This is a genomic window from Pseudoalteromonas sp. APC 3694, from assembly GCF_030407565.1.
GTDB classification, from domain to species: Bacteria; Pseudomonadota; Gammaproteobacteria; order Enterobacterales; family Alteromonadaceae; genus Pseudoalteromonas; species Pseudoalteromonas tetraodonis.
The window spans coordinates 1-26,689 of sequence record NZ_JASDDE010000024.1; the positions used below are offsets into that span (position 1 = coordinate 1).

At 41.5% G+C, this 26,689-nt stretch carries 25 protein-coding genes; 17 read left to right on the forward strand and 8 right to left on the reverse strand.

What is annotated here, in order from left to right:
* Positions 1–278: 278 nt before the first annotated feature.
* The 6 genes from QMA00_RS09965 to QMA00_RS09990 form a co-directional block, all read right to left on the reverse strand.
* Positions 279–722 (reverse strand): PA2169 family four-helix-bundle protein, encoded by a 444-nt coding sequence (locus tag QMA00_RS09965; RefSeq protein ID WP_290157026.1) that lies wholly within the window; start codon positions 720–722, stop codon positions 279–281.
* Between the two features lie 172 nt (positions 723–894).
* A complete protein-coding gene (locus tag QMA00_RS09970; RefSeq protein WP_028835763.1) occupies positions 895–1,833 on the reverse strand; it encodes a LysR family transcriptional regulator in 939 nt (312 codons plus the stop codon).
* Between the two features lie 16 nt (positions 1,834–1,849).
* Complete coding sequence (aceK, locus tag QMA00_RS09975) at positions 1,850–3,568, reverse strand: bifunctional isocitrate dehydrogenase kinase/phosphatase (protein WP_013464685.1); 1,719 nt, start codon at positions 3,566–3,568, stop codon at positions 1,850–1,852.
* A gap of 349 nt (positions 3,569–3,917) precedes the next feature.
* A complete protein-coding gene (locus QMA00_RS09980) occupies positions 3,918–4,400 on the reverse strand; it encodes a DUF4124 domain-containing protein (RefSeq protein ID WP_290157027.1) in 483 nt (160 codons plus the stop codon).
* 377 nt (positions 4,401–4,777) lie between these two features.
* Positions 4,778–6,274, reverse strand: coding sequence for a DUF3413 domain-containing protein (locus QMA00_RS09985; RefSeq protein ID WP_290157028.1), 1,497 nt, complete (start codon positions 6,272–6,274; stop codon positions 4,778–4,780).
* 5 nt (positions 6,275–6,279) lie between these two features.
* Complete coding sequence (locus QMA00_RS09990) at positions 6,280–6,492, reverse strand: DUF1414 domain-containing protein (protein ID WP_008109847.1); 213 nt, start codon at positions 6,490–6,492, stop codon at positions 6,280–6,282.
* Positions 6,493–6,555: 63 nt separating this feature from the next.
* Here QMA00_RS09990 and yejK point away from each other — a divergent pair, with 63 nt between their 5' ends.
* Positions 6,556–7,572, forward strand: coding sequence for a nucleoid-associated protein YejK (gene yejK / locus QMA00_RS09995; protein ID WP_290157029.1), 1,017 nt, complete (start codon positions 6,556–6,558; stop codon positions 7,570–7,572).
* A 438-nt stretch (positions 7,573–8,010) separates the two neighbouring features.
* On the opposite strand, the gene rne is transcribed toward yejK, so the two are convergent.
* Positions 8,011–11,139, reverse strand: coding sequence for a ribonuclease E (rne, locus tag QMA00_RS10000; protein WP_290157030.1), 3,129 nt, complete (start codon positions 11,137–11,139; stop codon positions 8,011–8,013).
* 769 nt (positions 11,140–11,908) lie between these two features.
* Here rne and rluC point away from each other — a divergent pair.
* Together rluC and QMA00_RS10010 are read left to right on the forward strand one after the other, a co-directional pair.
* Positions 11,909–12,868, forward strand: a complete 960-nt coding sequence (rluC, locus tag QMA00_RS10005; protein WP_036982979.1) for a 23S rRNA pseudouridine(955/2504/2580) synthase RluC — start codon at positions 11,909–11,911, stop codon at positions 12,866–12,868.
* Positions 12,869–12,879: 11 nt separating this feature from the next.
* Positions 12,880–13,524: an HAD-IA family hydrolase gene (locus QMA00_RS10010; RefSeq protein ID WP_290157092.1), complete on the forward strand. Its 645-nt coding sequence runs from the start codon at positions 12,880–12,882 to the stop codon at positions 13,522–13,524.
* Between the two features lie 4 nt (positions 13,525–13,528).
* On the opposite strand, the gene QMA00_RS10015 is transcribed toward QMA00_RS10010, so the two are convergent.
* Positions 13,529–14,134 carry a Maf family protein gene (locus QMA00_RS10015; RefSeq protein WP_290157033.1) on the reverse strand — a complete coding sequence of 202 codons (606 nt, stop codon included), beginning with the start codon at positions 14,132–14,134 and terminating at the stop codon, positions 13,529–13,531.
* Between the two features lie 131 nt (positions 14,135–14,265).
* On the opposite strand from QMA00_RS10015, the gene yceD reads away from it, so the two are divergent.
* From yceD to QMA00_RS10085, 14 genes are all read left to right on the forward strand, one after another.
* Positions 14,266–14,790: a 23S rRNA accumulation protein YceD gene (yceD, locus tag QMA00_RS10020; protein ID WP_013464694.1), complete on the forward strand. Its 525-nt coding sequence runs from the start codon at positions 14,266–14,268 to the stop codon at positions 14,788–14,790.
* A gap of 9 nt (positions 14,791–14,799) precedes the next feature.
* Positions 14,800–14,970 (forward strand): 50S ribosomal protein L32, encoded by a 171-nt coding sequence (rpmF, locus tag QMA00_RS10025; RefSeq protein ID WP_008109865.1) that lies wholly within the window; start codon positions 14,800–14,802, stop codon positions 14,968–14,970.
* A 12-nt stretch (positions 14,971–14,982) separates the two neighbouring features.
* Positions 14,983–16,023: a phosphate acyltransferase PlsX gene (gene plsX, locus QMA00_RS10030; RefSeq protein ID WP_262977032.1), complete on the forward strand. Its 1,041-nt coding sequence runs from the start codon at positions 14,983–14,985 to the stop codon at positions 16,021–16,023.
* A 53-nt stretch (positions 16,024–16,076) separates the two neighbouring features.
* The gene (gene fabD, locus QMA00_RS10035) at positions 16,077–17,003 is read left to right on the forward strand and encodes an ACP S-malonyltransferase (protein WP_290157037.1); all 927 of its coding nucleotides are present in this window, start codon (positions 16,077–16,079) and stop codon (positions 17,001–17,003) included.
* A gap of 11 nt (positions 17,004–17,014) precedes the next feature.
* A complete protein-coding gene (fabG, locus tag QMA00_RS10040; protein WP_138562961.1) occupies positions 17,015–17,761 on the forward strand; it encodes a 3-oxoacyl-ACP reductase FabG in 747 nt (248 codons plus the stop codon).
* A gap of 250 nt (positions 17,762–18,011) precedes the next feature.
* Positions 18,012–18,248 (forward strand): acyl carrier protein, encoded by a 237-nt coding sequence (gene acpP, locus QMA00_RS10045; protein WP_008109873.1) that lies wholly within the window; start codon positions 18,012–18,014, stop codon positions 18,246–18,248.
* A 269-nt stretch (positions 18,249–18,517) separates the two neighbouring features.
* The gene (gene fabF, locus QMA00_RS10050) at positions 18,518–19,756 is read left to right on the forward strand and encodes a beta-ketoacyl-ACP synthase II (RefSeq protein WP_008109876.1); all 1,239 of its coding nucleotides are present in this window, start codon (positions 18,518–18,520) and stop codon (positions 19,754–19,756) included.
* Between the two features lie 66 nt (positions 19,757–19,822).
* Positions 19,823–20,614, forward strand: a complete 792-nt coding sequence (pabC, locus tag QMA00_RS10055) for an aminodeoxychorismate lyase (protein WP_290157041.1) — start codon at positions 19,823–19,825, stop codon at positions 20,612–20,614.
* Positions 20,614–21,600, forward strand: coding sequence for an endolytic transglycosylase MltG (mltG, locus tag QMA00_RS10060; protein ID WP_248474569.1), 987 nt, complete (start codon positions 20,614–20,616; stop codon positions 21,598–21,600). Before pabC ends, mltG begins: the two co-directional genes overlap by 1 nt.
* A gap of 5 nt (positions 21,601–21,605) precedes the next feature.
* Positions 21,606–22,232, forward strand: a complete 627-nt coding sequence (gene tmk, locus QMA00_RS10065; RefSeq protein ID WP_016899838.1) for a dTMP kinase — start codon at positions 21,606–21,608, stop codon at positions 22,230–22,232.
* Between the two features lies 1 nt (position 22,233).
* Positions 22,234–23,148, forward strand: a complete 915-nt coding sequence (locus tag QMA00_RS10070; protein ID WP_290157044.1) for a DNA polymerase III subunit — start codon at positions 22,234–22,236, stop codon at positions 23,146–23,148.
* 12 nt (positions 23,149–23,160) lie between these two features.
* Positions 23,161–23,487, forward strand: coding sequence for a PilZ domain-containing protein (locus QMA00_RS10075; RefSeq protein ID WP_069439324.1), 327 nt, complete (start codon positions 23,161–23,163; stop codon positions 23,485–23,487).
* A 17-nt stretch (positions 23,488–23,504) separates the two neighbouring features.
* Positions 23,505–24,284: a YchF/TatD family DNA exonuclease gene (locus QMA00_RS10080; protein WP_290157047.1), complete on the forward strand. Its 780-nt coding sequence runs from the start codon at positions 23,505–23,507 to the stop codon at positions 24,282–24,284.
* 4 nt (positions 24,285–24,288) lie between these two features.
* Positions 24,289–26,148: an alkaline phosphatase D family protein gene (locus tag QMA00_RS10085; RefSeq protein ID WP_290157050.1), complete on the forward strand. Its 1,860-nt coding sequence runs from the start codon at positions 24,289–24,291 to the stop codon at positions 26,146–26,148.
* The last annotated feature ends 541 nt before the right edge of the window (positions 26,149–26,689 follow it).

Consider the following 26,689-nt stretch of genomic DNA (forward strand, 5'->3'; position numbering starts at 1 on the left):
CAAAGCTTCCGCGTCCTGCTCACGCCCCTTACCTACATCCATGTAGGCAACAAAGGGTAAATCGCCCCTAGGCAGAACCCTTCGGGCAGCGCCTGTTTGGTATTGATGCTGCGTTATCGCCTATTTATGGGGAATAACCACACCACATAGGCTCTGTCTTGCCTAAATACCAAACAGACTGCTGCAAATTCAACCTTAAAAGGTCAACAGACCCTAATAACTCTCCTATTGTTATTTAACAACCAAAGGGCCGAAAGGCCCTTTTATCGTTTTTAAACTTAATGTTTTTGCATTTTACTCATTTCAGCATGACAGCTTTGCATGGTAAGCAATACCTTTGACAGCGCCGCTTCACAATCATGTGATTGAGGCTTTTTTAACGCTGTTTTGATTTCTTCTAAGGTTTTATCTTCTACTTCTTCAAGCTCTTTAATGTAGGTTTGGTCGTTATCGCTAGTGAATGTACTGAGCAAAGCGGTAAATGCTCTGCGTGCTTCTACCGCGAACGAAGAGCCATCTTCACGTGCGCCTTGTTGATTAATTGCATAGGGTTGTAAGCTTTCAACACTTACTTTGCGGGCGTCGATCATGCGCTGAAATAATGCACTTACGCTAGGATCTTGTACTTTATCTTGTGCTTTTTCGTAAAAGTCGATACCGCTATTCATTACTTGGATAATGTCGGTGATATGATTTATCTCAAGTCCTTGATGGGTGCTCATAATAATGACCTCTGTTAATTTAAAATACATAGATAACTAAGCAAGCGGCATTCCAACGCGGTTTTATTTTTTAACTAATTGTTTTTCATGGTTTTATCATTATGGGGAGGTCTAGGCAAGCTTGCTAACATGCTGCTAGCAAGCAAAATTTACATAAAAGCATGTAAGAAGGTTATTTAAGCTCTTCAGCTACTTCGGCTACTTTTTGACGTAACCAAATATGGCTAGCATCTCTGTGTAACAAAGGGCTCCATATCATATCAAGTTCAAATGGTGGAATTGGAAAGGGTGGTTCAAGTATTTTAAGCCCCGGATCGTCTACATAAATATTGGCCGCTTTTGAAGGTAAAGTCGCCACGAGGTTTTTTTCTTTCGCTAAATGAATCGCAACATGGTAGTTACGAGTAAACGTGGCAATATTTCGATGCTTCCCAAAATGTGCGAGCGCTTCGTCAACCCAACCCAGCTTTTGCACATCTTTTGGATCCATGCCAACCCCAACACCAAAGCCTGTTTTACTTACCCAAATATGGCGGGCTTTTAAATAGCTATCTAGGCTAAAGTTTTCAATAATAGGGTTGTCGGATCTTACTAAACAGCAAAAGCTATCTTTCCAAATTCGCTTATGATGAAACGATTGCGGTAAGTTCTCAAAGCGGTTAATTGCCATGTCTACTTTACCGTTTTCTACATCATGAAAAGTTACATCGCTGGGCGTTAAAATATCTAATGTGGTGTCTGGGGCTTCTTCATGTAATTTCCCTAATAAACGCGGTGCCATGGTACTGGCTGCATAGTCACTGGCCATAATTCTAAACACGCGTTTACTTTGTTTAGCTTCAAATTCGCGATTAGGTGCTAGCGTTTCTTCAAGCGTCATCAAAATACCGCGAATAACAGGCTGTAACTCAATAGCGCGCTCGGTCGGCACCATACCATCGCTGGTACGCACTAAAATAGGATCGTTAAAAAGGTTACGTAGGCGTTTAAGTCCATTACTCATTGCCGGTTGAGTAATACTAAGCTGGTTAGCAGCACGAGTAACGTTACATTCGCGCAGTAACGTATCGAGATAAACCAGTAAATTTAAATCTATTTTACTTATATTCATTGTGTGTCCTTAACGTTTACCAGTAATGGATAAAACGCTGTGCTGTAGGATAGGGATAAATATGACTCACCTTTCCATTTTTTATATTTTGTTGTGCTTGTTTCCAAAAGCTCACATCAAGTAGTTCTGGGTGCGTACTGGTTAAAAATTGTTTATATGTTGGGTTAGGCATTACAAAGGTACATAATTGCTCTGGAAATACATCTTGCGGAGCAACCGAGTAACTTTGTTCATCCATCAAATAATCATCATAACTTTTTGCTTTGGGTAGCGCTCTAAAGTTCATGTCTGTTAAATATTGCACTTCATCGTAATCATAAAAAATAATACGTTTGTGCTTACTTACACCAAAGTTCTTTAACAGCATATCGCCAGGAAAAATATTCACGGCAATCATTTCTTTAAGCGCCTGGCCATACTCTTCAATGGCATCGGCGGCACTTTTTTCGTCTGCATTTTCTAAAAACAAATTAAGCGGTGTCATTCGCCGTTCAATGTATAAATGTTTTATGATTAACCAGTCACCCTCAATCACCATCGATGAGCCAATGGTTTTGTGCAACTGTGCTAACAAGTTACTATCAAATCGTGCCAAAGGAAATACGACGTTTGAATACTCTATGGTGTCAGCCATTCGGCCAACACGGTCATGACTTTTAACCAGTTGATAGCGTTTTAATACCGTATCGCGACCAAACGGCTTACTTTCGCCAAATTTATCTTTAATAACTTTAAATACATAACCAAACGAGGGTAGGGTAAATACCATCATCACCATACCCGGTGTACCGGGAGCAATGGTAAATTCATCATTAGAATGGGTTAAATGATTCAAAAACTCGCGATAAAACTCGGTTTTACCTTGTTTATGAAAGCCTATGGCGTTGTAAAGCTCGGCGAGGGTTTTATTAGGCATAAGTTGATTTAAAAACCGTACTAACGCTGAAGGAGCATGAGTTTCTACCATAAAATAGGCACGCGCAAAGCCAAAAATAACGCGCATTTGTGACGACTTTGTAAGTAAGGCATCTAAATAGAGGCCTTTATCTTCATGGTGTAACACCGCAATAATAAAAGGCTGAACGCCACTTTGCGATACAACGCGCCCCACAATGTAAGCGGCTTTATTACGATAAAACGGGGTATGTAATATATCAAAACGCATTTGCCAATGCTGGTGGTGTGTATCGGGTGCTTGTTTATAAAAGGCTTTAACTAATAAACGAATATCGCGTTCTAGATTGACAAAATCGGCCTTAAAATCAAAGTGATTAATAATGCGCTTAATGGTGGGCTTTAAACCATCTACAACAGGAAAATAACTACGGTATTCAGCCTCAACGGGCACAGAAGGCGCATCTTTGAGCGTGGCTTCTACAAAAATAAAGTCATTGTGAAAATAGCGGCGGTGGTACAGGCGGCAGAATACTGAATTATAAAATGTTTCAGCAAGTTCTGCTTGCGGATGAAAACATAAAAAGTGTTGGTAAAGCTTTTTCACTTCAAGCCATAAGCTCTCGTTTAGCGCGTCTGTTTGCTGGCGTTCTCGTAGTGTTTTTGTTGTTTCGTTTACCCGATCATCGTAATAGCTTATACGCAGGCGACTTATATCATTAATAGCTTGCCAGTCTCTTTTAGCAAAAGCGTAGGGAGCCTTGGCTGTTGTTCTTTGAAACAGCAAATAATGCTTTTTAAAACCGGTTAAAATTAATTCAGCAATTTGGCGTGGTTGCATCAGTACTCCTTAATAGACGCCTTTAGGTGTTTAGGATAATGCCGGTGGTTATACCAATTTTATTAAAAACATGATCATTCTAGCGTATTAAATAATCCGCTAGCTGCGTTAAAAATTATTTATATAGAACAACTATGTATCATAATTTTCGCCTTGTTATCGACTTATTTCTTTGTCGCTATAATAGATCACTAATTTAATGCAATTAGTATTAAATCCGAAAAAGGTGGTCAAAGGAAATTACACCACTAAACACACAATAGAGTTTATGCTCTATAGATGTTAAGGGTATGTTATTTTATATTTAAAACCAAGCTAATTAAGATGATATTTATTGAAGTTAGTCTGATTAAGGTTGATAGGCATCAATCTTTTTTTGTAACTTTTTAATACGCTTTTCAATCAATGCTTTATCTTTTTTATATTGCTTATCTAATTTTTTCTGTGTGTTTCTAATATCTTTGCTAATACGCTTTTTATCATCTGCGCTCAATATATGATTTAAACGCTGCTGTTGTTTAAAATCAGCCCTGTCTTTTTCTCGTAAAAGTATTGCTAACTTATGCTGATTGCTGCGCAGCTCTGCTTCTAGGTTGGAAATAACCGTATCTCGCTCCAGCTCATTTAACTGTTTGGTATAGTTTATTTCTTTACCCGTTTGCTTAGGCTCAGTGGCGGTTATTGTGTGAGAGGTAGCATTATCACTACAGGGAAACTGAGAGAAAGTGGTGCCTTTGGGAGTGACGCACTTGAAGTAAGTGGCTTGCGCTGAAGTATATGTACTTAAACAAAAAAGACAGGCGGTAACGATCAGGTTAATAATTTTACACATAACAGTTATCCTTAACATGCGCTGCTGAGCTTAAAAAACTATCGATGCTAAAAACTATAACCTAGGTGGCTGGGATAGCAAGTTGAATAAATTTATTCCCCATAAATAGGCGATAACGCAGTATCAATGCCAAACAGGCGCTGCCCTTTGGGTTCTGCCTAGGGGCGATTTACTCTTTGTTGCCTACATGGATGTAGGTAGGGGGCGTGAGCAGGACGCGGAAGCTTTGCTCGGTTTTTACTTATTCTTACATGGATGTAAGCCAGTAGAATAACGCAGGAGCAGTTATCGAGCCCACTAGGTTACAAACCTCGCGCCGCGATTAAACCGCCCCTAGTTTGAACAAATTTTAATCCGCAAAGGTCAACAGACCCTAGCTATTGGCTGAATGTTTTAAGCTTTTTAATACCATGCACTAAGAATGGAATATCAAGCCCTTGTTCAATTGAAAACCCTTCAGCGGCAGAGATATTTCTAAAATTTCCATCACGATCAATAAGCGTGATTCTATCTTTTTTATAAGCAATCACCACGCCTTGCGAGTAATTAACCCCAATATTATTACTTTTACTGTACAAGTTTTCGCCCAGCATAGTTTGCTGCGCAATCGCATTACAGTTTAAGTATTGGCCAAGGCTCGTAGCGATAATATCGCTAGGCTGAATCAAACCGTTCACCTTAGAAATAAATTTATCGGAGCTATACAATGTTGACGTGGTTACAATTTCATTGCTATTTTGCGAGATACTAAAAGCAAAAAATTCAGTAGCGTCATCACGTACAGTGGCGTTTTCAGCCCCTTTGACAATTCTTATTGCACTGTCTTTGTGTGCTTGCTCGTTAATAAAGCTCAGCTCATCAATACCGGCCACTTCCACACTACGGCGTTGGCTTTGCCAAACGGGTAAAGTTTGCTGCTCAATAATGTTCGTTTTGTAAAATGCTGGCAAGCCGTACACAAGCCCAAATAACATATCACTATGATCGGTGGGTTGTAAAAATTGCGTGTTTTTATAAATACTTTGTTGGCTGGCAACAAATTTTGCTAGCTGCTCGTCATTATCAAACACCAATATATCAACTTTTGCTGCGCTGTAATCTTCACATTTTTCTAATGGAGCAGGTGCTTGATAATTAATACCTTGGTTATTAATTTTAACGTTGTGCGCTTGCTCGTAGCTTTCAACATCCAGCAAATCGTTTTTAGCGAGTAAGCTTTTTGCCGTAGTCGGGTACGAAAGTGGTAGTACATTATCTTGTTTAGTGATATCAAATTTTAAATTTGCATCAGCCCAAATATGAATGCTGTGGCTTAGCGCAAAACAAATCACTAAAAATGAACCGGCATAACGGGCAAATTTAAACTGTTTTAAACGCCCTAAATGATGCCAAGTAAAATTACTAACAGTCAATTGAAACGCTAATATTGCTAACACTATGCTGCCTGCAAGCAAGGTGGTAAGTGCGGGTGAGTTTGTTACACGATGCCACAACAGTGAAATAATTTCAGGCAGTGCAGAGGCATTTAAGTGATAACCTAAGTTAAAGTAGACGTAAGCGTCTAAAGTAAGGATAGAGGCCCCGACAGTTGCAATCACTGCTGCCATACCGCGTATATGCCGTGGGTAGGGGAATACTAAACTCAAAGGGAAAACCGTCAGCACAAACGCTAAAAATGCAATAAAGCTAGTGTGGCTTAGCCAAGTAACCATCATATAGGTTATACCCATATAAGTGGTCGGTGGCGAATCGGCAAATAAATAGCTTAAGCTAATTAAAAGCGCTAAGCCAATATTGGCAAATGTAAACCAATGACCCCAACTTAATAATTGACTCGCTTTCGATGAAAACTGGTTGTGCTGCGATAAATTCATAGAGTTTACTTAACCGACTGCGCGAGTGCTTTTGCAAAGTTCTCGGTAACGGCTTGTCTTTTCCCTGTTGGTACATGCTCTTTTAAGATATGCGTGATAGAATTTCCTAAACACATAAGACTTAAATCAACCGGCGCATTATGTTTTGATAAAACATCAATAAGCTGATCGACGATTTGTTCTACTTCTTCATTAGAGTATTTTGATAAGATTGGCATCAGTTGGTTCAATAAAAAGAGTTATATTCCCGTATTTTAACACCAGAGGCGTGAAAAACAAAGATGGCAATAGATGTTAAAAAATTAGTCGTTCACTATGTAGACAAAAAAGACGACGACACTCAAATTCACCTTCGTAACGACGAAATGACTATCAACGATAAAGTGGCTGTATTCATTGAGCAATTACACCATGCCTACAATGGCAAGCCAGGCAAAGGGTTTTGTGCTTTTAGTGGCGAAAAAAACAGTATTGTAGCCTCTACCATGCAAAGCTATCGCAATAATGAGCTTGGCTTTTGGCATATGACCGAGCAAGCATCAACGGTATTAAAAGAAGAGTTAGATAAATATGCGTTTAACGAAACGGGCTATTTAGTATTTTGTCACTATCAGTACGTGGCGACTGATTATATGTTGATTGCCATGATCAATATCAAAGAGCATTACTCAATGACCTCTGAGCTTGATTTAGCCGCATCGCGTCATTTAGATATTTCGCGTATGCAATTGGCTGCTCGCATTGATTTAACCGCATGGGATACCCAAGCAGACGACAATCGTTATATTTCGTTTATTAAAGGTCGTGCAGGGCGAAAAGTGGCTGACTTCTTTTTAGATTTCTTAGGTTGTGAAGAGGGCATTGATCCTAAGCAGCAAAGTCAAGTGATGCTCAATGCGGTAGAAGACTACTTATCAGAGCAAGAGTTTGATAAGTCTGAAAAAGACGAGTTACGTAAGCAAGTATTCGATTATTGTAACGACTGTGTCACTACTGGAGAAGAGGCTAATGTAAGTGAACTTTCAGCAACGCTGACTAAAGGCGACGACAACCCGTTTGAGAGCTTTTGTAAAGAGCAAAGCTATGACCTAGAAGAGTCATTCCCAGTCGATAAGAAAACAGTAACGAGTATGGTGAAGTTTTCAGGCTTAGGTGGCGGTGTGAGCATTAGCTTTGAGCGTAAGCATTTAGGTGAGCGTGTGACTTATAATGAAGCCACTGATACCTTAGTGATCAAGGGCATTCCGCCAAACCTTAAAGACCAACTACAACGTTTCATGGAACAAGAGCAAGATTAAACTCACGGCGGGCTGCGAGCTACGGGTTTTAGGCTCAGGCTCGTAACCCTAACCCCACAGCCCGTTAACCTTCGATTGTAACTTTACCCTCTAAAAGCGCAGCGTCTCTTAGCCCTCTTTGTGAATAATTTTCTTAAAGATCTAATTGCACTGAGAGAACAGAATGAGGAGTAAATGAGAAGATAAAACAGGTATTAGCAGATAACTGGTAGACTTAGAGCTTGATCTCGTGTGAAGCGAAGCTTCGAATGTTTTAACCTTTAACCTTTAACCTTTAACCTTTAACCTTTAACCTTTAACCTTTAACCTTCAGTCTTTACTCCTTACCCGATCCTCGCAGCCCGAACCCCGTTGCCAGTTACATAAATGCCAGACAATAAAAAACCGCGTTAAAATCAATTAACGCGGCTTTTTTATGCTTTGAGCTAAACTCAGTGCTTATTCAGCACTCAGCGTTTTAGTCATTGCTGAGCTTGCACGACCGGCAGGTTTTATCGAGCCAGGGCGAAGGCCGCTGTCAGGGATTAACTCACGTTTGTCATGTGCCATTGCAACCGATGTATGCTTGGTTTCGCTATCGGCTACAGGCGTAGGCTGTGCCATTGGCGCACTTGCATGTCCTGCTGTAATCACAGTTTTAGCGTTTACATTAGCTGAACTCGTTTGCGAAACTGCCTTAGGTTTATTTTCAACCACAGGTGCTTCTTTCGCTTCTACAGGTGTTTCAGTAGCGCTAACCGGTGCTGTTTCAGCTTCAACAGCAACTTCTTCCGCTGGTACTGATTCTTCAGCTTTTACTGGTTCTTCAGTTTTCACTGGTTCTTTAGTTTTCACTGGTTCTTCAGTTTTCACTGGTTCTTCAGCTTTCACTGGCTCTTCAGTTTGCATTGGTTCTTCAGCTTGCACTGGTTCTTCAGTTTGCACTGGTTCTTCAGCTTTTACTGGTTCTTCAGCTTTCACTGGCTCTTCAGTTTTTACTGGTTCTTCAGCTTTTACAGGCTCTTCAACTTTCGCTAATTCTTCTTCAACAATGTTTTGTTCAACCGCATCAGAGGCATCAACGGCCGTTTTATGTGCTTTTGCTTTTAGCTCTGCTTCGTATTCAGCAGCGGCTTGATCCGCAACTGGAATGAAAGCAGGCGCTTCATCAGAAGACTTTTCTTGCGCGTTTTCACCTTCAGGGCGACGACGACGCTGACCTGATGCACGAAGATGACGCGGTGAACGACGTGAGCGAGTACGTGTTTGCTCTTGCTCTTCATCTTGTGTTGCCACGTTATCGTTTGCATCAACAACAGCCTCAGCTTGTTCTTTAGCAGGTACAGGTGCTTTTTCATCAGATACCGGCGCTTGCTTTTCAATAACAGGAGCTTGCTCTTTCACTTGTGGCTTGTCTTCTTTAACCACTGGTTGCTCAACAGCTTGCTCAGTTGTTTGAACTTGCTCTGTGCTTTCGTCTTGTACGCGAACTTTTTTACGTAAATTACGACGTTGACGACGTACCTTAGGCTTTTGCTCTTTTGGCTCAGCATTCTTATGAGATTTAACTGCAGTATCCGTATTTTGAGTTGCCTCTGCTTTTACTTGCGTTTTATCTTCAGTTTTATGCTCAGGACGTTTACGCGTATTTGAATTACGACGGCGCTTATTGCGATTCTCATTCTTTTCTTGCGTATCATTTACAGGCGCCGACTCATTTTTAGCTTCAGCGTCTGCAGTACGTTCGTTACGCGGTTTATTACGAGGGTTATTATTACGACGACGTTGGTTGTTATTACGACGACGATTATCATTACCACGGTTATTATTAGGGCGATCTTGCGATTGCTTTTCAGTCTGTTTTTCTGATTTTTGCTCAGTATCAGACCCAAATAACGACTTAATCCATTTACCTAATGCGGCAAATAAACCAATTTCAGCTTTTGCTTCTACTACCGGCGCAGCTTTTGCTGCCGCTTGTGGAGCAGGCGTTGAAGGCATAACGACGCCTTTAAGCTTCGGCTCTTCACGAACAGGTGCCGCTGGCGATTTAGACATTTCAAATGCTTCAGGCTCAGGCGCAACAACTTGCTCGTAACTTACAGTTTCAAGCGTTTCATCTTTACGTAAACGCATTACTTCGTAGTGAGGTGTTTCCATGTGTTGATTAGGAATAATCACTACATCACATTTATGATGCTTTTCAATACGGTGAACGCTACGACGTTGCTCATTCAATAAATAAGCGGCAACAGCAACAGGCACTTGAGCATTAACTTGAGCGGTGTTGTCTTTAATCGCTTCTTCTTCAATTAAACGAAGAATAGACAATGCGATTGATTCGTTAGAACGAATTGTACCTTGACCACTACAACGTGGACAAACACCTTGGCTTGCTTCGCCTAGTGAAGGGCGTAGGCGTTGGCGCGACATTTCAAGTAAGCCAAAGCGAGAAATTTTACCAATTTGTACGCGCGCACGATCTGGGCGAGCAGCATCTTTTAAGCGGTTTTCTACTTCACGTTGATGACGTGGAGGTGTCATATCAATAAAGTCGATAACAATTAAGCCACCTAAATCACGTAAACGAAGTTGACGTGCAATTTCATCTGCCGCTTCTAGGTTGGTGTTAAGCGCTGTTTCTTCAATATCGCCGCCTTTTGTTGCTTTAGACGAGTTGATATCGATAGAGGTAAGTGCTTCAGTAGGGTCAATTACAATAGAACCACCTGAAGGTAAGCGCACTTCACGTTGGAACGCAGACTCAATTTGGCTTTCAATTTGGTAATGTGTAAATAACGGTGTATCACCTTGATAAAGCTTAACGCGACTCATGAAATCAGGACGAAAACGCTCTATGTGCGCTTTAGCTTCTTCAAAAACACGAGGCTTATCAATTAAAATTTCGCCAATGTCACGACGTAAATAATCGCGAATTGCACGGAAAATTACGTTACTTTCTTGGTGAATTAAAAATGGTGCTTTTGCACTGTCTGCCGCTTGTTGAATGGCTTCCCAGTGGACTAATAATGCTTTTAAATCGTAGTTTAGTTCTTCAAACGACTTACCAACACCCGCGGTACGAACAATTAAGCCCATACCTTTTGGAAGTTCTAAGCGGCTTAGCGACTCTTTAAGTTCAGTACGCTCATCACCTTCGATACGACGAGAAATACCGCCAGCGCGAGGGTTGTTAGGCATAAGTACTAAATAACTACCTGCCACGCTGATAAAGGTAGTCAGTGCTGCCCCTTTTTGGCCGCGCTCTTCTTTATCAACTTGTACAATAACTTCTTGACCTTCTTTGATCACGTCGCGAATATTCGGACGACCATGAAAGGTGTAACCTTGCGGGAAGTAAGTACGGGCAATTTCTTTTAAAGGAAGGAAACCATGACGATCAGCACCGTAATCAACAAATGCTGCTTCTAAAGATGGTTCAATACGTGTGATTTTACCTTTGTAAATATTGGCTTTTTTCTGTTCATGACCTGGGCTTTCTATATCTAAATCATATAGGCGCTGGCCGTCAACCAGTGCTACGCGCATTTCTTCTTGCTGCGTTGCATTGATTAGCATACGTTTCATAATGTTACTCTACTAGTTTGTGTCGCTGACATGACGATGTTTTCTCGCCTGTTCAGGTGTTCCTATTTTTAGAATGTGCAGTCTCACGACTGGGTCTTTAACGGAACGGCTCTGTATTTAGTAAGCAGTATTTTAAATGCCGGCAAACAATAGGGTGTAATCACGCTATTAAATTCTAAGAGGATACAAACGTGTCGGCTGTTTAGCTCAATACTCGTTTTATCCAGAAGTTGGCCTGTCATAACAATCTTATTAAATGCATTCATATTAGGTACGTAGGGCTCTTTAGCTTCAAACCATAGTTTTGTTTTAAAACTACCGTTATCGTTTTTATGAGCAAAAATCGCTACCGATGTTAATGAACGCTTATTTATTAGATTTTTTTAGTTCTAAATAAGCTGCTGTACGGTACTACAATATTTGAGCGAATTCTGAACGGCGTTTTTTTACGCCGCCACTATCAGACAAATTATCTGTTCATTGCTTTTACTATCACTTTAAAAATCAATTCATGTTCAAACTTAAGCAGCAATATATTACGCGCATTGCCGTTAGTTGTGCGCACGTGTTAACTGGGTATGTATAAAAGCTTTGGAAAACTTAACTCGGATCTGTATGATCGGTTACCCAGAATGTGCATCACGAATGTTTTAATGTGTTAAAAAGCACCGTTGTTATTTGCAAATACTAAATATTTGCGCTGCTGATTATCCCACTATTATAACTGTGTTAGCAACTAAATTATTTTACTTAAATCAGTGATTAGGCAATGTCAGAAAAAACCGGCTTACAAGTAACTTTTGTCACTATCAACGAAGACCACCTAGGTCAGCGTATTGATAACTTTCTTATTACCCATTTAAAAGGGGTGCCTAAAAGCGCAGTTTACAAAATTCTTCGTAAAGGTGAGGTGCGTGTAAACAAAAAACGCATTAAACCTGTGTATAAATTGCAGCTAGACGACGTTATTCGTATACCACCAATCAGAGTGTCAGAGCGTGAAGAGTTTGTCCCTTCGAAACTCGATAAAGTAACGCGCCTTGAAGACGATATTCTATTTGAAGACAAATACCTGATGGTTATTAACAAGCCATCGGGTATGGCTGTGCATGGCGGCAGTGGCCTAAGCTATGGCCTTATTGAAGCATTACGTGTTTTACGCCCAGAAGAGCGTAGCCTTGAGCTTGTGCATCGTTTAGACCGTGATACCTCAGGTTGTTTACTCATTGCTAAGCGCCGCTCTGTGCTGACAGCCTTGCATGAGCAATTACGCGAAAAAACCATGGAAAAAAATTATTGGGCACTTGTTGAGGGGCAGTGGGACTCTAAAACAAAAAATGTGACTGAAGGCTTGCGCAAAAACACCCTAAAATCGGGTGAGCGCGTAGTACGTGTTGATAACACTGAGGGCAAACCGTCGCATACCCGCTTTAAAGTGCTTGAGCGTTTTAACGATTGCTCATTAGTACAAGCATCCCCTGTAACCGGTCGTACTCACCAAATTCGTGTGCATACTCAGTGTCAAGGTCATGCTATTGCTTGTGATGACAAATATGGCGATCAAGGGTTTGACGAGTCAATGCGTAAACGTGGTTTAAACCGCTTATTTTTACACGCCCATGATTTAAGTTTTTACCACCCTAAAAACGAAACCACCATGCGAGTAGAAGCACCACTAGACAAAGCACTATCAAGTTGTTTAGTTAAACTTAGAGCAGCAAAAGCGTGATCTCACCCACCATGAAAAACTATAAGCTGGTGATTTTTGATTGGGACGGCACCATTATGGATTCAATTAGCAAAATAGTTAATTGTATCCGCAAAAGTGCACAGTTACTCAATATTGAACCGCCGAGCGATACGGCCAGTAAAAATATTATTGGTTTGTCGCTTGAAAACGCAATAGCGACCTTGTTTCCTGATTACAGTGAGCATCACGAAGCGCTTATTGCAGGTTATAAACAGCAGTATGCGCTTGATACCACCCCAACACCGGTGTTTGATCACGTTGCACAGGTACTCACTGCGTTAAAAAATCAAGGCGTAATATTGGCGGTTGCCACAGGTAAAAGCCGAATAGGACTGGAACGCCTTCTAGATGAAAGCCAGTTGCGTCACTTTTTTAGTGCTACGCGTACCAGCGACGACGCTAAATCAAAACCCGCTCCCGATATGCTTTATCAATTGCTTGAAGAGCTAGGGGTAAGTGTTGACGAAGCGCTAATGATAGGCGACACGCAAATAGATATGGCAATGGCAAAAGCCGCAGGTATGGATAGAATAGGGGTAACCATGGGTGTGCACAACGCTGCGCAACTCAATGAATTAACCCCGATTGCAACCGTTGACAACTATCAGCAGTTGCAAAATATATTACTCGGTTAATCAGTTAATTTGCGCTAGGCACTTGAGCTGCTAATACATCAACACCAAACTCAGCCAATAATTGGCTGAGTTTAATCAGTGGTAAACCAATTAAACTATTTGGGTCATCACCACTGAGCTTTTCAAATAAACAAATACCCAAGCCTTCACTTTTAAAACTTCCTGCACAATTATATGGTTGCTCTGCATCGCAATAAGCACTTATTTGCGCCGTTGTTAACGTTTTAAAAGTGACATTAAAGGGCTCAACAAGGGTTTTGCTTTGCTTAGTGTCTATATCGTACACACACAAGCCAGTTAAAAAAGTGACCGTTTGCCCACTAAATAAGCTGAGTTGTTTCATGGCGTTTTCTTTATTGTGTGGTTTACCTAATATTTGGTCATTAAATACAGCAACCTGATCGGAGCCAATCGCTAAGCCTTGGTCAAAATGCTCGACCGCAGCTGCGGCTTTTAGTTCGCTTAAACGTTTAACAAGATCGTTAGGTGTTTCGTTGCTGTGAGGCGTTTCGTCAACATCGGGCGAAAACGTTTCAAAAGGCAGATTAAATTTTTGTAATAAAGACTGCCTAAAAGGCGAGCTTGAGGCTAATATAAGAGAGTGCTTCATGGCATGTTTTCCTAGCATAAATCAGATTGAGTTAGGATAAATCAGATCCGTGAGTAAAACACGTGAAAAACAACGTAAAATTGGTTTTTTACTTTGACTAACCCACTAACTATCTATATGATGCAGCCCCTATGCAAAAGGTGAAAATTCCCATCACCCTTCATCCGGGCAAAGCAGCGCAACACCGTTTAAAGTATGACGGCATTGTACCGCTTGAGAAACTTCCTCGTTTACGAGGGGTTATCCAGGAAGAAGTAGGTGAAATAGCGGTAAAAATTCATTGCAAAAACGATGAGCAAGGTTTAGTTGTGATTAGTGGCAATTTGTCCACACACGTAACTGTCACTTGTCAACGTTGTAATGGTGATTTAGGGTTGGATTTGGATCAAGACTTTGTGTATTCGCCAGTCGGTTTGGATGCAGAGTCAGATGATCTTCCAGAAAGCTACGACGAAGTAGCACTTGATGAAAATGGTGAAATAGACGTGTTTGAGTTAATCGAAGACGAGCTTATTTTAGCAGTGCCATTAGTGCCTACCCACAACGAAGCTTCATGCAGTTATACAGCAGAGCCTGCCAGCTTTGGTGTTTTAAAGGCGGAAGATGATAAACCAAATCCATTTGATATTTTGAAACAACTTAAGAAAGATTCTTAGGAGAAGACTATGGCTGTACAAAAAAGCAAAAAGTCTCGTGCAAGACGCGGCATGCGCCGTTCACACGATGCGATCAGTGGTCCAACTTTAACTGTAGACCAAACATCTGGTGAGACTCATCGTCGTCACCATGTGACTGCAGATGGTTACTACAAAGGCGTTCAAGTAATTTCTAACTAAGAGATTGCTTATATGCTGACCAATCTAACCATAGCGTTAGATATGATGGGGGGCGATTATGGCCCCCGTTCATCTATCCCCGCAGCCGTTTCCGCGGTAAATGCTAATGCCAACTTAAAACTCATTTTATGTGGCAACGAGCAAGTAATAGCTAAACAATTAGAATCACTCGATTCACTTTCTCATCCCAGATTAATAATTCGCCATTGTAATGACGTTGTCACCAATGCCTGCGAACCCGCTGTTGCTATACGCTCAAAAAAAGATTCCTCAATGCGTGTTGCCCTTGATTTAGTTAAATCGGGTGAAGCGCAAGCCTGTGTTAGCTCTGGCAATACAGGGGCGCTATTTTTTATGGCGCATTACGTATTAAAAATGCTTCCAGGAGTGAAACGTCCCGCACTCATATCGGCTGTACCGACTGAACGAAAAAATCCTGTTTACTTACTCGATTTAGGTGCCAATGTGCACTGTGATGCGCAAATGCTGTATCAGTTTGGCATTATGGGTTCGGTAGTGGCAGGACAAGCACTCGGGTGTGATAACCCAAAAGTCAGTTTATTAAATATTGGCGCCGAAGACATTAAAGGTCACGACGAAATTAAGCAAGCCGCGCAGTTAATGCAGCAAAGCGATCTGATTAATTATATTGGGTATAGCGAAGGTAGCGATATTTTTTCTGGCAAAGCCGATGTTATCGTCTGTGAAGGGTTTGTCGGTAACGTTGCACTTAAAACCTGCGAAGGTATTGCCAAACTTATCATGAAAAAGTTCACCCGTGCCCTCGAAAAACACGTTGTTTATAAGTGCATGGCGTTTATGTTGGCGCCAATCATAAAAAAACTCTATAAAAGAGTGAACCCCGACCAGTATAACGGCGCTTCTCTGGTAGGATTGCGCGGTATTGTTGTTAAAAGCCATGGAAATGCCTCAGCTAAAGCATTTCATGCCGCAATCGACGAAGCAGTGAAAGAAGTAGAACGTCAACTTCCGGACAAAATTGCTGCTATTTTCGAAAAAACACATTCTAAAGACACGGTGGCCAATCAGTAAATTGATGTGCCGTGTTATACATTATTTATTTTGTTTAATTAAAAGAGCAAACTATGGCACAAAAAATTGCACTTCTTTTTCCAGGTCAAGGCTCGCAAACTGTGGGTATGTTAAACGAGCTACTTGAAAGCTCAGACATAGTAAAAGCCACATTTGCAGAAGCATCAACCGCACTAGGATATGACCTAGCAGACCTCGTTCTTAACGGTCCAGAAGAAAAACTAAATCAAACACACCGTACTCAACCTGCTTTATTAACAGCAAGCGTTGCTATTTACCGTCATTGGTTAGCTGCAAATCCAGATGCAGACGTTGTCATGGCAGGGCATAGCTTAGGCGAATACTCAGCACTAGTATGTAGCGATGTGATCAGCCTAAGTGAAGCCGTAAAACTGGTTGAAAACCGTGGTTTATACATGCAAGAAGCTGTCCCTGCTGGTGTAGGTTCTATGGCTGCAATTATTGGTTTAGGCGACGATGAAATTAAAGCCGCTTGTGAAGCGTCTGCGCAAGGTGAAGTGGTTTCTCCAGTAAACTATAACTCGCCAGGGCAAGTGGTTATTGCCGGTCATAAAGATGCAGTTGATAGAGCCTCTGTTGCTTGTAAAGAAGCCGGAGCAAAACGTGCACTGCCATTATCGGTTAGCGTACCGTCGCATTGTGAACTAATGAAACCTGCGGCTGAAAAATTAGCCGCTGACTTAGCGGCTTTAACATTTAATTCACCTAAGTGTGATGTAATTAATAATGTTGATGTAAAAGCTGAAGGTTCAGCCGATGCAATTAAAGAGGCATTAGTACGTCAGTTATACAGCCCAGTTCGTTGGACTGAAACAGTGCAAGCATTAGTTGCACAAGGTGTAACGCAAAGTTATGAATTTGGCCCTGGTAAAGTATTAACAGGACTTGCAAAACGCATTGATAAAGCGATGATGTGTGGCTCAGTAAATGACCTTGCATCAATCGATACAGCTAAATAAGAGTATATAATATGAGTAATTTATTTTCTTTAGAGGGCAAAGTTGTCCTGATCACTGGCGCTAGCCGTGGTATTGGTAAAGCGATTGCAAACACCTTAGTGGCACAAGGCGCAAAAGTAGCGGGCACAGCAACAAGCGAGTCGGGTGCGGCTAAAATTAGTGACTACTTAGGTGATAACGGTAAGGGTTATGCGCTTAACGTCACCGATCCTGCGTCAATTGAGACGACATTAGCGGCAATTAAAGCCGATTTAGGTGATATTGATGTTTTAGTAAATAATGCCGGTATTACGCGCGATAATTTATTGATGCGCATGAAAGAAAATGAGTGGGACGATATTATCGATACCAACTTAAGTTCTATCTTCCGTTTATCTAAGGCCGTACTTCGCCCAATGATGAAGAAAAAGAACGGCCGTATTATCAATATTGGCTCAGTAGTGGGCACTATGGGTAATGCGGGTCAAGCCAACTATGCAGCTGCTAAAGCGGGTGTTATCGGCTTTTCTAAATCACTAGCGCGTGAGGTAGCCTCTCGTGGAATTACTGTAAATGTGGTTGCACCTGGTTTTATTCAAACAGACATGACGGATGATTTGACAGATGAGCAAAAAGCAGCAACGCTTGCAAACGTACCTGCGGGTCGTTTAGGTCAGCCAGATGAGATTGCAGCTGCAGTATGTTATTTAGCATCTGACGCCGCTGCGTACGTATCAGGTGAAACTTTGCATGTAAATGGTGCGATGTACATGGTTTAGCTTCGCAATGCGAAATAGTTAAACCACAAATTACCAATGAGTTTGCTAAAAAACATTGAATTTTTCGCAAACTTGCTTTAAACATACTTGAAATCGCTGTGAAAATAAGCGATAAAAGATAAAATAAACACTCAACAGGTTTGACCAGCAAATTATTTATGGTCAAAAGATTGAATCAGAGAATTATCGGACGTAAACTACGCCGCAATCTGAAAATAACGCATTGGCGTTTTTAATAAAGGAAAGAAGAATGAGCGATATCCAAGAACGCGTAAAGAAAATTATCATCGAACAGCTAGGTGTTAAAGAAGAAGAAGTTAAAAACGAAGCTTCATTCGTTGATGACCTAGGTGCAGACTCTCTTGATACTGTTGAATTAGTAATGGCTCTTGAAGAAGAGTTCGACACTGAGATCCCAGATGAAGAAGCTGAAAAGATCACTACAGTACAATCTGCAATCGATTACGTTACAGCTCACGCTGAGTAATTAATCGCAAATTAAGGGCAGCATTCGCTGCCTTTAATCTTTATATCCAAACCACCTCAAAGTCCATGATTCAATTCCAAACCCTCACTCATCATCAGCAATTAAATTGTTATTGCTCAGCGTTGGTTATTGGTTTGAGACTCGCACTTTGAGGTAGCTTGGGTATGATCATCCCCAATACTAATAACATAACTAGCAACAGCGTTAACGCTGAAATAAACTGAGCTAAGTTAATTGGTATAATAATAATTCCTTATTGGAGGCAAACCGTGGCTAAACGTCGTGTCGTCGTAACTGGCTTAGGAATGTTGACGCCGCTAGGCAATGATGTGCAATCAACCTGGCAAGGCTTATTAGATGGTAAAAGTGGTATTCAAAATATTACCCACTTTGATACATCAAAATTTGGTACTCATTTCGCTGGTTTAATCAATGATTTTGATGCATCGGCTTATATGTCGCCAAAAGATGCTAAAAAAATGGATTTATTTATCCAGTATGGCATTGCAGCGGGTGTTCAAGCTTTTCAAGATTCAGGCCTCGAAGTCACTGAGCAAAACGCAACCCGTATTGGTGTAGCGGTAGGTTCAGGTATTGGTGGCTTAACCCTAATCGAAGAAAACCACATTAAATTACTAAACAGCGGCCCACGAAAGTTATCGCCGTTTTATGTACCGTCTACCATTATTAATATGATCTCAGGTCATTTATCAATAATGCACGGCTTGCGTGGTCCTAATATTTCAATTGTGACGGCATGTACTACAGGCCTGCATAATATTGGCCATGCAGCGCGAATGATTGCCTACGGCGATGCCGATGCAATGGTTGCCGGTGGCGCAGAAAAAGCGTGTACGCCAATTGGTATGGGTGGCTTTAATGCCGCACGTGCGCTTTCAACACGTAACGACGACCCTCAAGCAGCGTCTCGTCCTTGGGATAAAGACCGTGATGGCTTTGTGCTTTCGGATGGTGCTGGTGTGGTGGTTGTTGAAGAATACGAACACGCTAAAGCCCGTGGCGCTAAAATTTATGCAGAGCTTGTTGGCTTTGGCATGAGTGGCGATGCCTACCACATGACCTCACCACCAGAAGATGGCGCAGGTGCGGCTCTGGCTATGGAAAACGCATTAAACGATGCGCAAGTAAATGCTGAGCAAGTTGGCTACATTAACGCACATGGTACGTCTACTCATGCGGGCGACAAAGCCGAAACGTCAGCGGTTAAAACCATTTTTGGTGATTCAGCGAAAGATGTGATGGTAAGCTCATCTAAATCGATGATGGGTCATTTACTAGGTGCAGCGGGCTCTGTTGAGTCGATAGTGTCTATCTTATCGTTGACCGAGCAAAAAGTAACACCCACGATTAACCTAGACAACCCAGATGAAGGCTGTGATTTAGATTACGTGCCGCACACAGCACGAGACGCCAAACTTGATTACGCGTTGTGTAACTCATTTGGTTTTGGTGGTACTAATGGCTCGTTACTGTTTAAAAAGGTATAATCTTTTTTAACAACGAACGACAATAAGAACCCAGTTGTTTAACTGGGTTTTTTTATGTGTAAAAATATGCAAACAATAATAACAGCAAGTGAAACCAGTAGCGTAAGTACCCGCGATAGAGGCTTAAACTATGGCGATGGCTTTTTTACAACCGCGATTATTACTGATGGACAGGTTGAACATTGGTCTTATCATAAAGCGCGTTTAATTGAATGCGCGCAGCGTTTAGGGTTTCCGGCGCTTGAGTTTAGCGCACTTGAGTCGCACATTACTCAGCAAATAGCATCAAAGGTTCAAGCGGTTGTTAAAATAGTGGTAACACGCGGCGAGAGCGGGCGAGGCTATGCGCCACTAAGCGAATGTAATTTAAACATTATTGTGAGTGTTTTACCTTATCCAGCGCATTATAACAGCTTACACGAGACAGGAATTAGTTTAGTCATCAGTCCAATTAAACTGGCTTTACAACCGCACTTAGCAGGGCTTAAAACCTTAAATAGACTTGAGCAAGTATTGATCAAAAATGCCCTACAAACCGAGCAAAGTGATGATGCACTTGTACTTGACTACAACAACAATGTAATTGAAACCTCGGCGGCTAATATTTTTGCAATAAAAAATAATAAAGTAATTAGCCCCAGGCTTGATGAGTGCGGCATTAAAGGTGTTTTTCTGCAATCTTTATGTGATAAATTAGCAATTGAATTTAAAACTATCAGCGTTGATGAGCTTACCCAAGCAGACGCGGTATTTGTATGTAATAGTTTAATGAAAATTGTGCCCGTAAAAAGCATAGGCGAGCACTGTTTTGATATTGCTCACAGTCGGTCATTACTAACAGTAGCCAAGGAGGCTTAGTGTTAAAAGTTATTGTATCAGTATTATTGCTGGCTTTTTTTAGCTCAGTGATTGGCTATCAGCAATTACAGGCAACAATTCAAACGCCATTACAGATAGCCGATAACACCCAATTTGAAGTTAAAAAAGGCACTGGCTTTAATAAGTTGTGCCGTCAATGGCAGCAGCAACAGTGGGTAGAAGACTGTTGGCGGTTTCAAATATTAGCTAAACTCGACCCAACCTTGACCGATTTAAAAGCGGGTTTGTACGAGTTAAGCGCAGATAGCGTAATCAACAATATAAAAAAAATAAACCAAGGCGAGCAAGTTAGTTTTAGTTTTACCATTATTGAAGGCCAAGCACTTAGAGATATATTAAATGCACTAAGTACGGCACCACACTTACAAAACGATTTAAAACGCGAACAACTTGGCGAGCAAATAATAGGTAGGCAAACCCATCTAGAAGGTTGGTTATTCCCCGATACCTATCATTACCATAGCAATGATACTGCCAGCAGTTTACTAAAACGTGCTGCGCAAAAAATGCAGCAAACGTTGGCTGATGCTTGGCAGCAACGGGCAAACGATTTACCTTACGATACCGCCTATGAAGCACTGATCATGGCCTCTATTATCGAAAAAGAAACCGCGCTTGCCAGTGAGCGTCCGTTAATTGCATCGGCGTTTATAAATAGATTAAACACCAATATGCGCTTACAAACCGATCCAACCGTAATATATGGGCTAGGCGAAGATTTTGACGGTGATATTAAACGTAAAGACTTGATAAATTACACACCGTATAATACCTATCGTATTAACGGATTACCGCCCACGCCAATTGCCATGCCATCCAAAGAAGCGATTTTAGCTGCGGTAAACCCGCCTAAAAGCGAGTATGTTTACTTTGTAGCAAAAGGCGATGGCAGCCATCAGTTTTCAACCACATTAAAGCAACATAATGCGGCGGTTAACCGGTATATTTTAAATAAAAAGAATTAGTGTTTATGAAACCAAAATTTATAGTGATAGAAGGCCTAGAGGGCGCGGGTAAATCAACCGCTATTGCCCTGTGCCAAGACTTTTTAAATCATCATCATATTGATTTTATTAATGTCCGTGAACCCGGTGGCACACCACTGGCTGAATCGTTGCGTACCTTAGTAAAAGCAGAGCATCAAGAAGAAATCGCCTTTGAAACTGAGCTACTTATTATGTACGCAGCTCGCTCACAGCTAATGCACAATGTAATAAACCCTGCACTTGAGCAAGGGCAATGGGTATTGGCTGATCGTCACGACTTATCGTCACAGGCGTATCAAGGCGGTGGACGCGGAATTAGTGCAAACACGTTAGCGTCGTTATCCTCTATGGTGTTAAAAGGATTAAAACCCGATTTAACCATTTACCTTGATATTGACCCTGTTATTGGTCTTGAACGGGCAAAAGGGCGTGGTGAACTCGATAGAATTGAACAAGAAGCCATTGAGTTTTTTCAGCGCACCCGTATGCGTTACATAGAACTGGCAAACGATGATGAAAGCATTAAAACCGTTGATGCTAACCAAAGTATTGATAAAGTACATCGTGATATCACCAATGTACTGCGTACGTTTTTTTCAGGGTTAAAATAATATGGCATTGCCATGGCTTAACGATGTAGAGCAACGTTTAGCTCAAAGCTATAAAGCGCAGCGCTTTCATCACGCGCAGCTATTTTGCGGGCCTATTGGGGTAGGCAAGTTTGAGCTAAGCGATCAATTAGCTAACAGTTTGTTATGTCACAATACACAATCGCAGTTAAGTGCACCTAGTAGCGTGCTAACGCCGTGTGGGCAGTGTAAAAGCTGCTCGTTAAACCTAGCTGGGACGCACCCAGATAAACGCGTTACTCAAGTAGAAGGGCAAAGCATAGGTGTAGACGACATACGCGGCATAAGCGATTTTATGCACCAGTCGGCGGCGCAAAATGGCAACAAAGTGGCGATTATTGAAAACTGCGAAAAAATGACCACGGCGGCAGCAAATGCATTATTAAAAACCTTAGAAGAGCCCAGTAACAGCCGGTTTTTAATTCTTACAACCAGCCAAGTGGCACAATTACCAGCGACTATTTTAAGCCGCTGTGCTAAAACTGAGGTCAAAGTAACCAATAGCCAGCTAGCACAGCAGTGGCTAAGCTCTTTAGATGTGCCTAACTACCCATGGTTATCATTGTTTTACAGTCAACCCCTGCAAGTAAAGCAGTGGCAACAGCAAAATCAGCTAGAAAGCATTGATACACTCTATAAATTTGCAACTGAGTTTAAACAAAGCCATAATTTCAATGCGTTAGTCGATATAATAAATAAACAGCCTGAGCTTGTTCGTATTTTTACCTTATTTTTAAGTGAGCAGTTAAAACAGCAGCTTTTAAATGGCATGAGTTTTGAAGCCTACCAAGTTGCACAGCAAGCCTTGAATGATTTTTTACAAAATAACATACAAATTCTTGGGCTAAACTTACCGCTTGCGGTATCACGACTAGCGTATACATTACGCAACCAATAAAAAGGATTAGATATGCAAGAGCTATTAGTTGATATAGATGACCTTGACGAACTATATCGCTGCTACATGCCTTTTTTAAAAAAAGGGGGGCTATTTGTACGCACCAATATGCGTTATGAGCCTGGGTATTCACTCGCTTTACGCGTAACCTTACCTGATGCTTTAGAAGACGATGTGGTCACCGGCAAAGTTACGTGGATCACTCCGCAAGGTTCACAAAGCTCAAACCCTCCGGGGATCGGCATTAGCTTTTTAGATGATAAAACAAACCTAAACGCGAAGATCGAAAAACTGCTGGGGACTATGTTAAACTCCGGCAATCCAACTTATACCATGTAGTAAAAACAGGCCTTATTTTGATTGTAGATTCTCATTGCCATTTAGACCGTCTTGATTTTGATAAACTCGATTTAAACCTAGACCAAGTACTTGATAACGCCCGTGCCAAAAAAGTAGAACACTTTTTATGTGTGAGCGTCACACTTGATCAGTTCCCTAATATGCTAGATCAAATTAAGCATTACGACGACGTATCAGCGTCATGTGGTGTACATCCGCTTGATCAAAAAGATGCACTTAACAAACAGCAATTAATTGATTTAGCCTCGCACCACAAAGTAGTGGCCATTGGCGAAACCGGGCTTGATTACTATTACGCAAAAGACACTCACGCAGTGCAGCAAGCAAGCTTTGTTGGCCATATTGAAGTAGCCAACGAATTACAAAAGCCACTTATTATTCACACCCGCGACGCACGTGCCGACACCATTAATTTAATGCGTGAACACAAAGCAGAAAACTGCGGTGGGGTATTACATTGCTTTACCGAAGATTGGGATATGGCCAAAAAAGCCATTGATATGGGTTTTTATATTTCTATTTCAGGCATTGTAACCTTTAAAAATGCGGTAGAACTTAAAGAAGTGGTAAAACAAATCCCACTTGATCGACTGCTTATTGAAACCGACTCGCCGTATTTAGCCCCAGTACCGTACCGTGGTAAAACTAATCAACCAGCGTATGTGGAAGACGTTGCTTACTATATTAGTGAACTAAAAGGCATTAGCTTTAACGAGTTGGCAAAGGCCACCACCGATAATTTTTATTCTTTATTTAAATTAGCAGCTAAAGGCTAACCACATGACGACTCTCTCGGTGCAACACCCGCTGTTACTTATGGGGCCTATGGTGCGCCGAGCAGAAAAAACCACAGTTTGTATTCAGTTTGCTACCTCAAAGCAGGTAAACGGCCGTATAGAGCTAATGGGCTACGAATGCTATAGCGAACAAAACAGCGTTAGACTGGGTGAACATTTATTTTTACAGTTCATAGTTATTAAACCCATAAACAGTCAGTTCCCGCGCGACATATTACTACAATATCAGTTATTTTTTGATGACAGCCCCGTTGATTTATCAGCGTTTAGTTTTAATGATGGCGCGTTACCTGCGTTTGTGATCCCCAAAAGACTGACGCAAATATTGCATGGCTCATGTCGCAATGCACATCATCCCGCAAAAGACAGCCTAGTTAGTTCAAGTCAGTGGCAAGCTACTCAACGCAGTAATAATCAGCAAGGTGCGCAGTTGCTATTACTCTCGGGCGATCAGGTATATGCTGACGATGTAGCAGGGCCTATGTTATTAGCTATCCATCAACTCATTAAGCAATTAGGTATTTACAAAGAGCAACCGCTTGCGCTGGATTTACCCGACGATATTAGCCAACAGCTTTATGGCCGCCATCATTTACTCCCTACCACCTCATGGAAAAAGCGCTCTAAATTAGGCATAGGTTACTGGTTAAAAAAAGACGAGCCGCATTTTTCTAGCGTAAAAGCGTATAACCACCTTATTCATTTTGAAGAATTTGTAGCATTGTACTTACTTAATTTTAGTAGTGCCGCGTGGCAATATGTTGACTTATCAAAGCTAAATTACTCAGGCGGTAACGAAAAAAGCCAAGCATTGTTTAGCACAGAAAAAGCCACACTCATTGATTACGCTAAAGGCTTAGCTGAGGTAGAGCGATTATGTGCCAATGTGTCTACCTTAATGATGTTTGACGATCACGATGTCACTGATGATTGGAACCTCACCGCCGGGTGGGAGCAAGCCATTAATCAAAACCCCAGTAGCAAGCGTATTGTAAATAATGGCTTAGCAAGCTATTGGCTGTTTCAGGGAATGGGTAACGACGCGCTACAAAAAACCGGTGCGTTATTGACCCCATTTATGACAAGTTTAGCGGGCGATCAGCAATGGCAATTTAAAGCATTTGATAAACACCTAAACGATTTTAATCATTGGCATTATGAGCTAACAACTATTCCTAAAGTGGTGGTGCTCGATACCCGAACACATCGCTGGCGTAACGAGCAGAACTTTAATGAACCCTCAGGCTTGTTAGATTGGGAGCGTCTCACTGAGCTTGAAGAGAGCTTATTAAGCCATGACCAAGTCATTATTGTATCGCCCGCACCGGTGTTTGGGGTTAAATCAATAGAGGCGATTCAAGCGGTGTTTAACATGTGTGGGCAACCGCTTATGGTTGATGTAGAAAACTGGATGGCGCACGAAGGCTCAGCTAAAAAATTGCTCGACACATTTAGACGTACCGACACCCCAAATGAAACGCTGATTTTATCAGGCGACGTGCATTATTCGTTTTGTTTTTCAGTGCAAAAGCGTTTTGGCGATCACCCCAACAGAATTTGGCAGCTCACAGCTAGTGGCATTAAAAACGAGTTCCCGCGTAAGCTAATAAATGTGCTTGATAAGCTCGACTCCATTTTATATGGCCCTAAAAGTCCGCTTAACTTTTTTACCAAACGCTGGCACATGGAAGTCGACAAACACCAAACTAAAGGCAAAGGGCAAAAGTACCTAGTAAGTGATTCGGCTATTAGTTTGGTCACCCTCAAAGGCGGTAATTTAGACCGCTACCAGCTCATACACGGCGACGGCCACACCACCGAATTTGATTTAGAAGAGCAGTAAATTTGAACAGGCGATAGGTTTTAGGTGTTAGGTATCAGGCCGCTATTATTTCCGACTTGTAGCAGCGACTTCATGTCGCGGCATTTTTTAATGTCGTTAGCGACGAGCTTCGAGTTGCGGGCTAAATAACTAAAAGCGCAGCATCTCTTAGCCCTCTTTGCGCATCATTCACTTAGGCCTAATTGAACTGAGAGAAGAGAATGAGAAGTAAATGAGAAAATAAAGCCACTAACCCAAGTGATTAATTGTTTTGTTACTGCCTCTAAAAGCGCAGCGTCTCTTAGCCCTCTTTGTGCATACTTTTCTTAAAAATCTAATTGAACTAAGAGAAGGGAATGAGGAACAAATGAGAAGGCCAAAAAGATGTTAGGATACAGCTCGTAACCCGCAGCCCGATAATTTCGACTTTAACCTCTAAAAGCGAAGCGTCTCTTAACCCTCTTTGTGAATAATTTTCTTAAAGATCTTATTGCACTGAGAGAAGAGAATGAGGAGTAAATGAGAAGATAAAACAAGTGTTAGGGATTAGGCCCGTAACCCG

Excerpts from the sequence above, each read along its gene's own strand:
- QMA00_RS09980 (WP_290157027.1), bottom strand. The coding sequence starts at position 4,400 with ATGTGTAAAATTATTAACCTGATCGTTACCGCCTGTCTTTTTTGTTTA.
- QMA00_RS09965 (WP_290157026.1), bottom strand. The coding sequence starts at position 722 with ATGAGCACCCATCAAGGACTTGAGATAAATCATATCACCGACATTATC.
- rpmF (WP_008109865.1), top strand. The coding sequence starts at position 14,800 with ATGGCTGTACAAAAAAGCAAAAAGTCTCGTGCAAGACGCGGCATGCGC.
- QMA00_RS10070 (WP_290157044.1), top strand. The coding sequence starts at position 22,234 with ATGGCATTGCCATGGCTTAACGATGTAGAGCAACGTTTAGCTCAAAGC.
- tmk (WP_016899838.1), top strand. The coding sequence starts at position 21,606 with ATGAAACCAAAATTTATAGTGATAGAAGGCCTAGAGGGCGCGGGTAAA.
- aceK (WP_013464685.1), bottom strand. The coding sequence starts at position 3,568 with ATGCAACCACGCCAAATTGCTGAATTAATTTTAACCGGTTTTAAAAAG.
- pabC (WP_290157041.1), top strand. The coding sequence starts at position 19,823 with ATGCAAACAATAATAACAGCAAGTGAAACCAGTAGCGTAAGTACCCGC.
- acpP (WP_008109873.1), top strand. The coding sequence starts at position 18,012 with ATGAGCGATATCCAAGAACGCGTAAAGAAAATTATCATCGAACAGCTA.
- rluC (WP_036982979.1), top strand. The coding sequence starts at position 11,909 with ATGTCAGAAAAAACCGGCTTACAAGTAACTTTTGTCACTATCAACGAA.
- QMA00_RS09970 (WP_028835763.1), bottom strand. The coding sequence starts at position 1,833 with ATGAATATAAGTAAAATAGATTTAAATTTACTGGTTTATCTCGATACG.
- QMA00_RS10075 (WP_069439324.1), top strand. The coding sequence starts at position 23,161 with ATGCAAGAGCTATTAGTTGATATAGATGACCTTGACGAACTATATCGC.
- QMA00_RS09990 (WP_008109847.1), bottom strand. The coding sequence starts at position 6,492 with ATGCCAATCTTATCAAAATACTCTAATGAAGAAGTAGAACAAATCGTC.
- plsX (WP_262977032.1), top strand. The coding sequence starts at position 14,983 with ATGCTGACCAATCTAACCATAGCGTTAGATATGATGGGGGGCGATTAT.
- QMA00_RS09985 (WP_290157028.1), bottom strand. The coding sequence starts at position 6,274 with ATGAATTTATCGCAGCACAACCAGTTTTCATCGAAAGCGAGTCAATTA.
- rne (WP_290157030.1), bottom strand. The coding sequence starts at position 11,139 with ATGAAACGTATGCTAATCAATGCAACGCAGCAAGAAGAAATGCGCGTA.
- fabG (WP_138562961.1), top strand. The coding sequence starts at position 17,015 with ATGAGTAATTTATTTTCTTTAGAGGGCAAAGTTGTCCTGATCACTGGC.
- QMA00_RS10085 (WP_290157050.1), top strand. The coding sequence starts at position 24,289 with ATGACGACTCTCTCGGTGCAACACCCGCTGTTACTTATGGGGCCTATG.
- yejK (WP_290157029.1), top strand. The coding sequence starts at position 6,556 with ATGGCAATAGATGTTAAAAAATTAGTCGTTCACTATGTAGACAAAAAA.
- QMA00_RS10010 (WP_290157092.1), top strand. The coding sequence starts at position 12,880 with ATGAAAAACTATAAGCTGGTGATTTTTGATTGGGACGGCACCATTATG.
- yceD (WP_013464694.1), top strand. The coding sequence starts at position 14,266 with ATGCAAAAGGTGAAAATTCCCATCACCCTTCATCCGGGCAAAGCAGCG.
- QMA00_RS10015 (WP_290157033.1), bottom strand. The coding sequence starts at position 14,134 with ATGAAGCACTCTCTTATATTAGCCTCAAGCTCGCCTTTTAGGCAGTCT.
- fabD (WP_290157037.1), top strand. The coding sequence starts at position 16,077 with ATGGCACAAAAAATTGCACTTCTTTTTCCAGGTCAAGGCTCGCAAACT.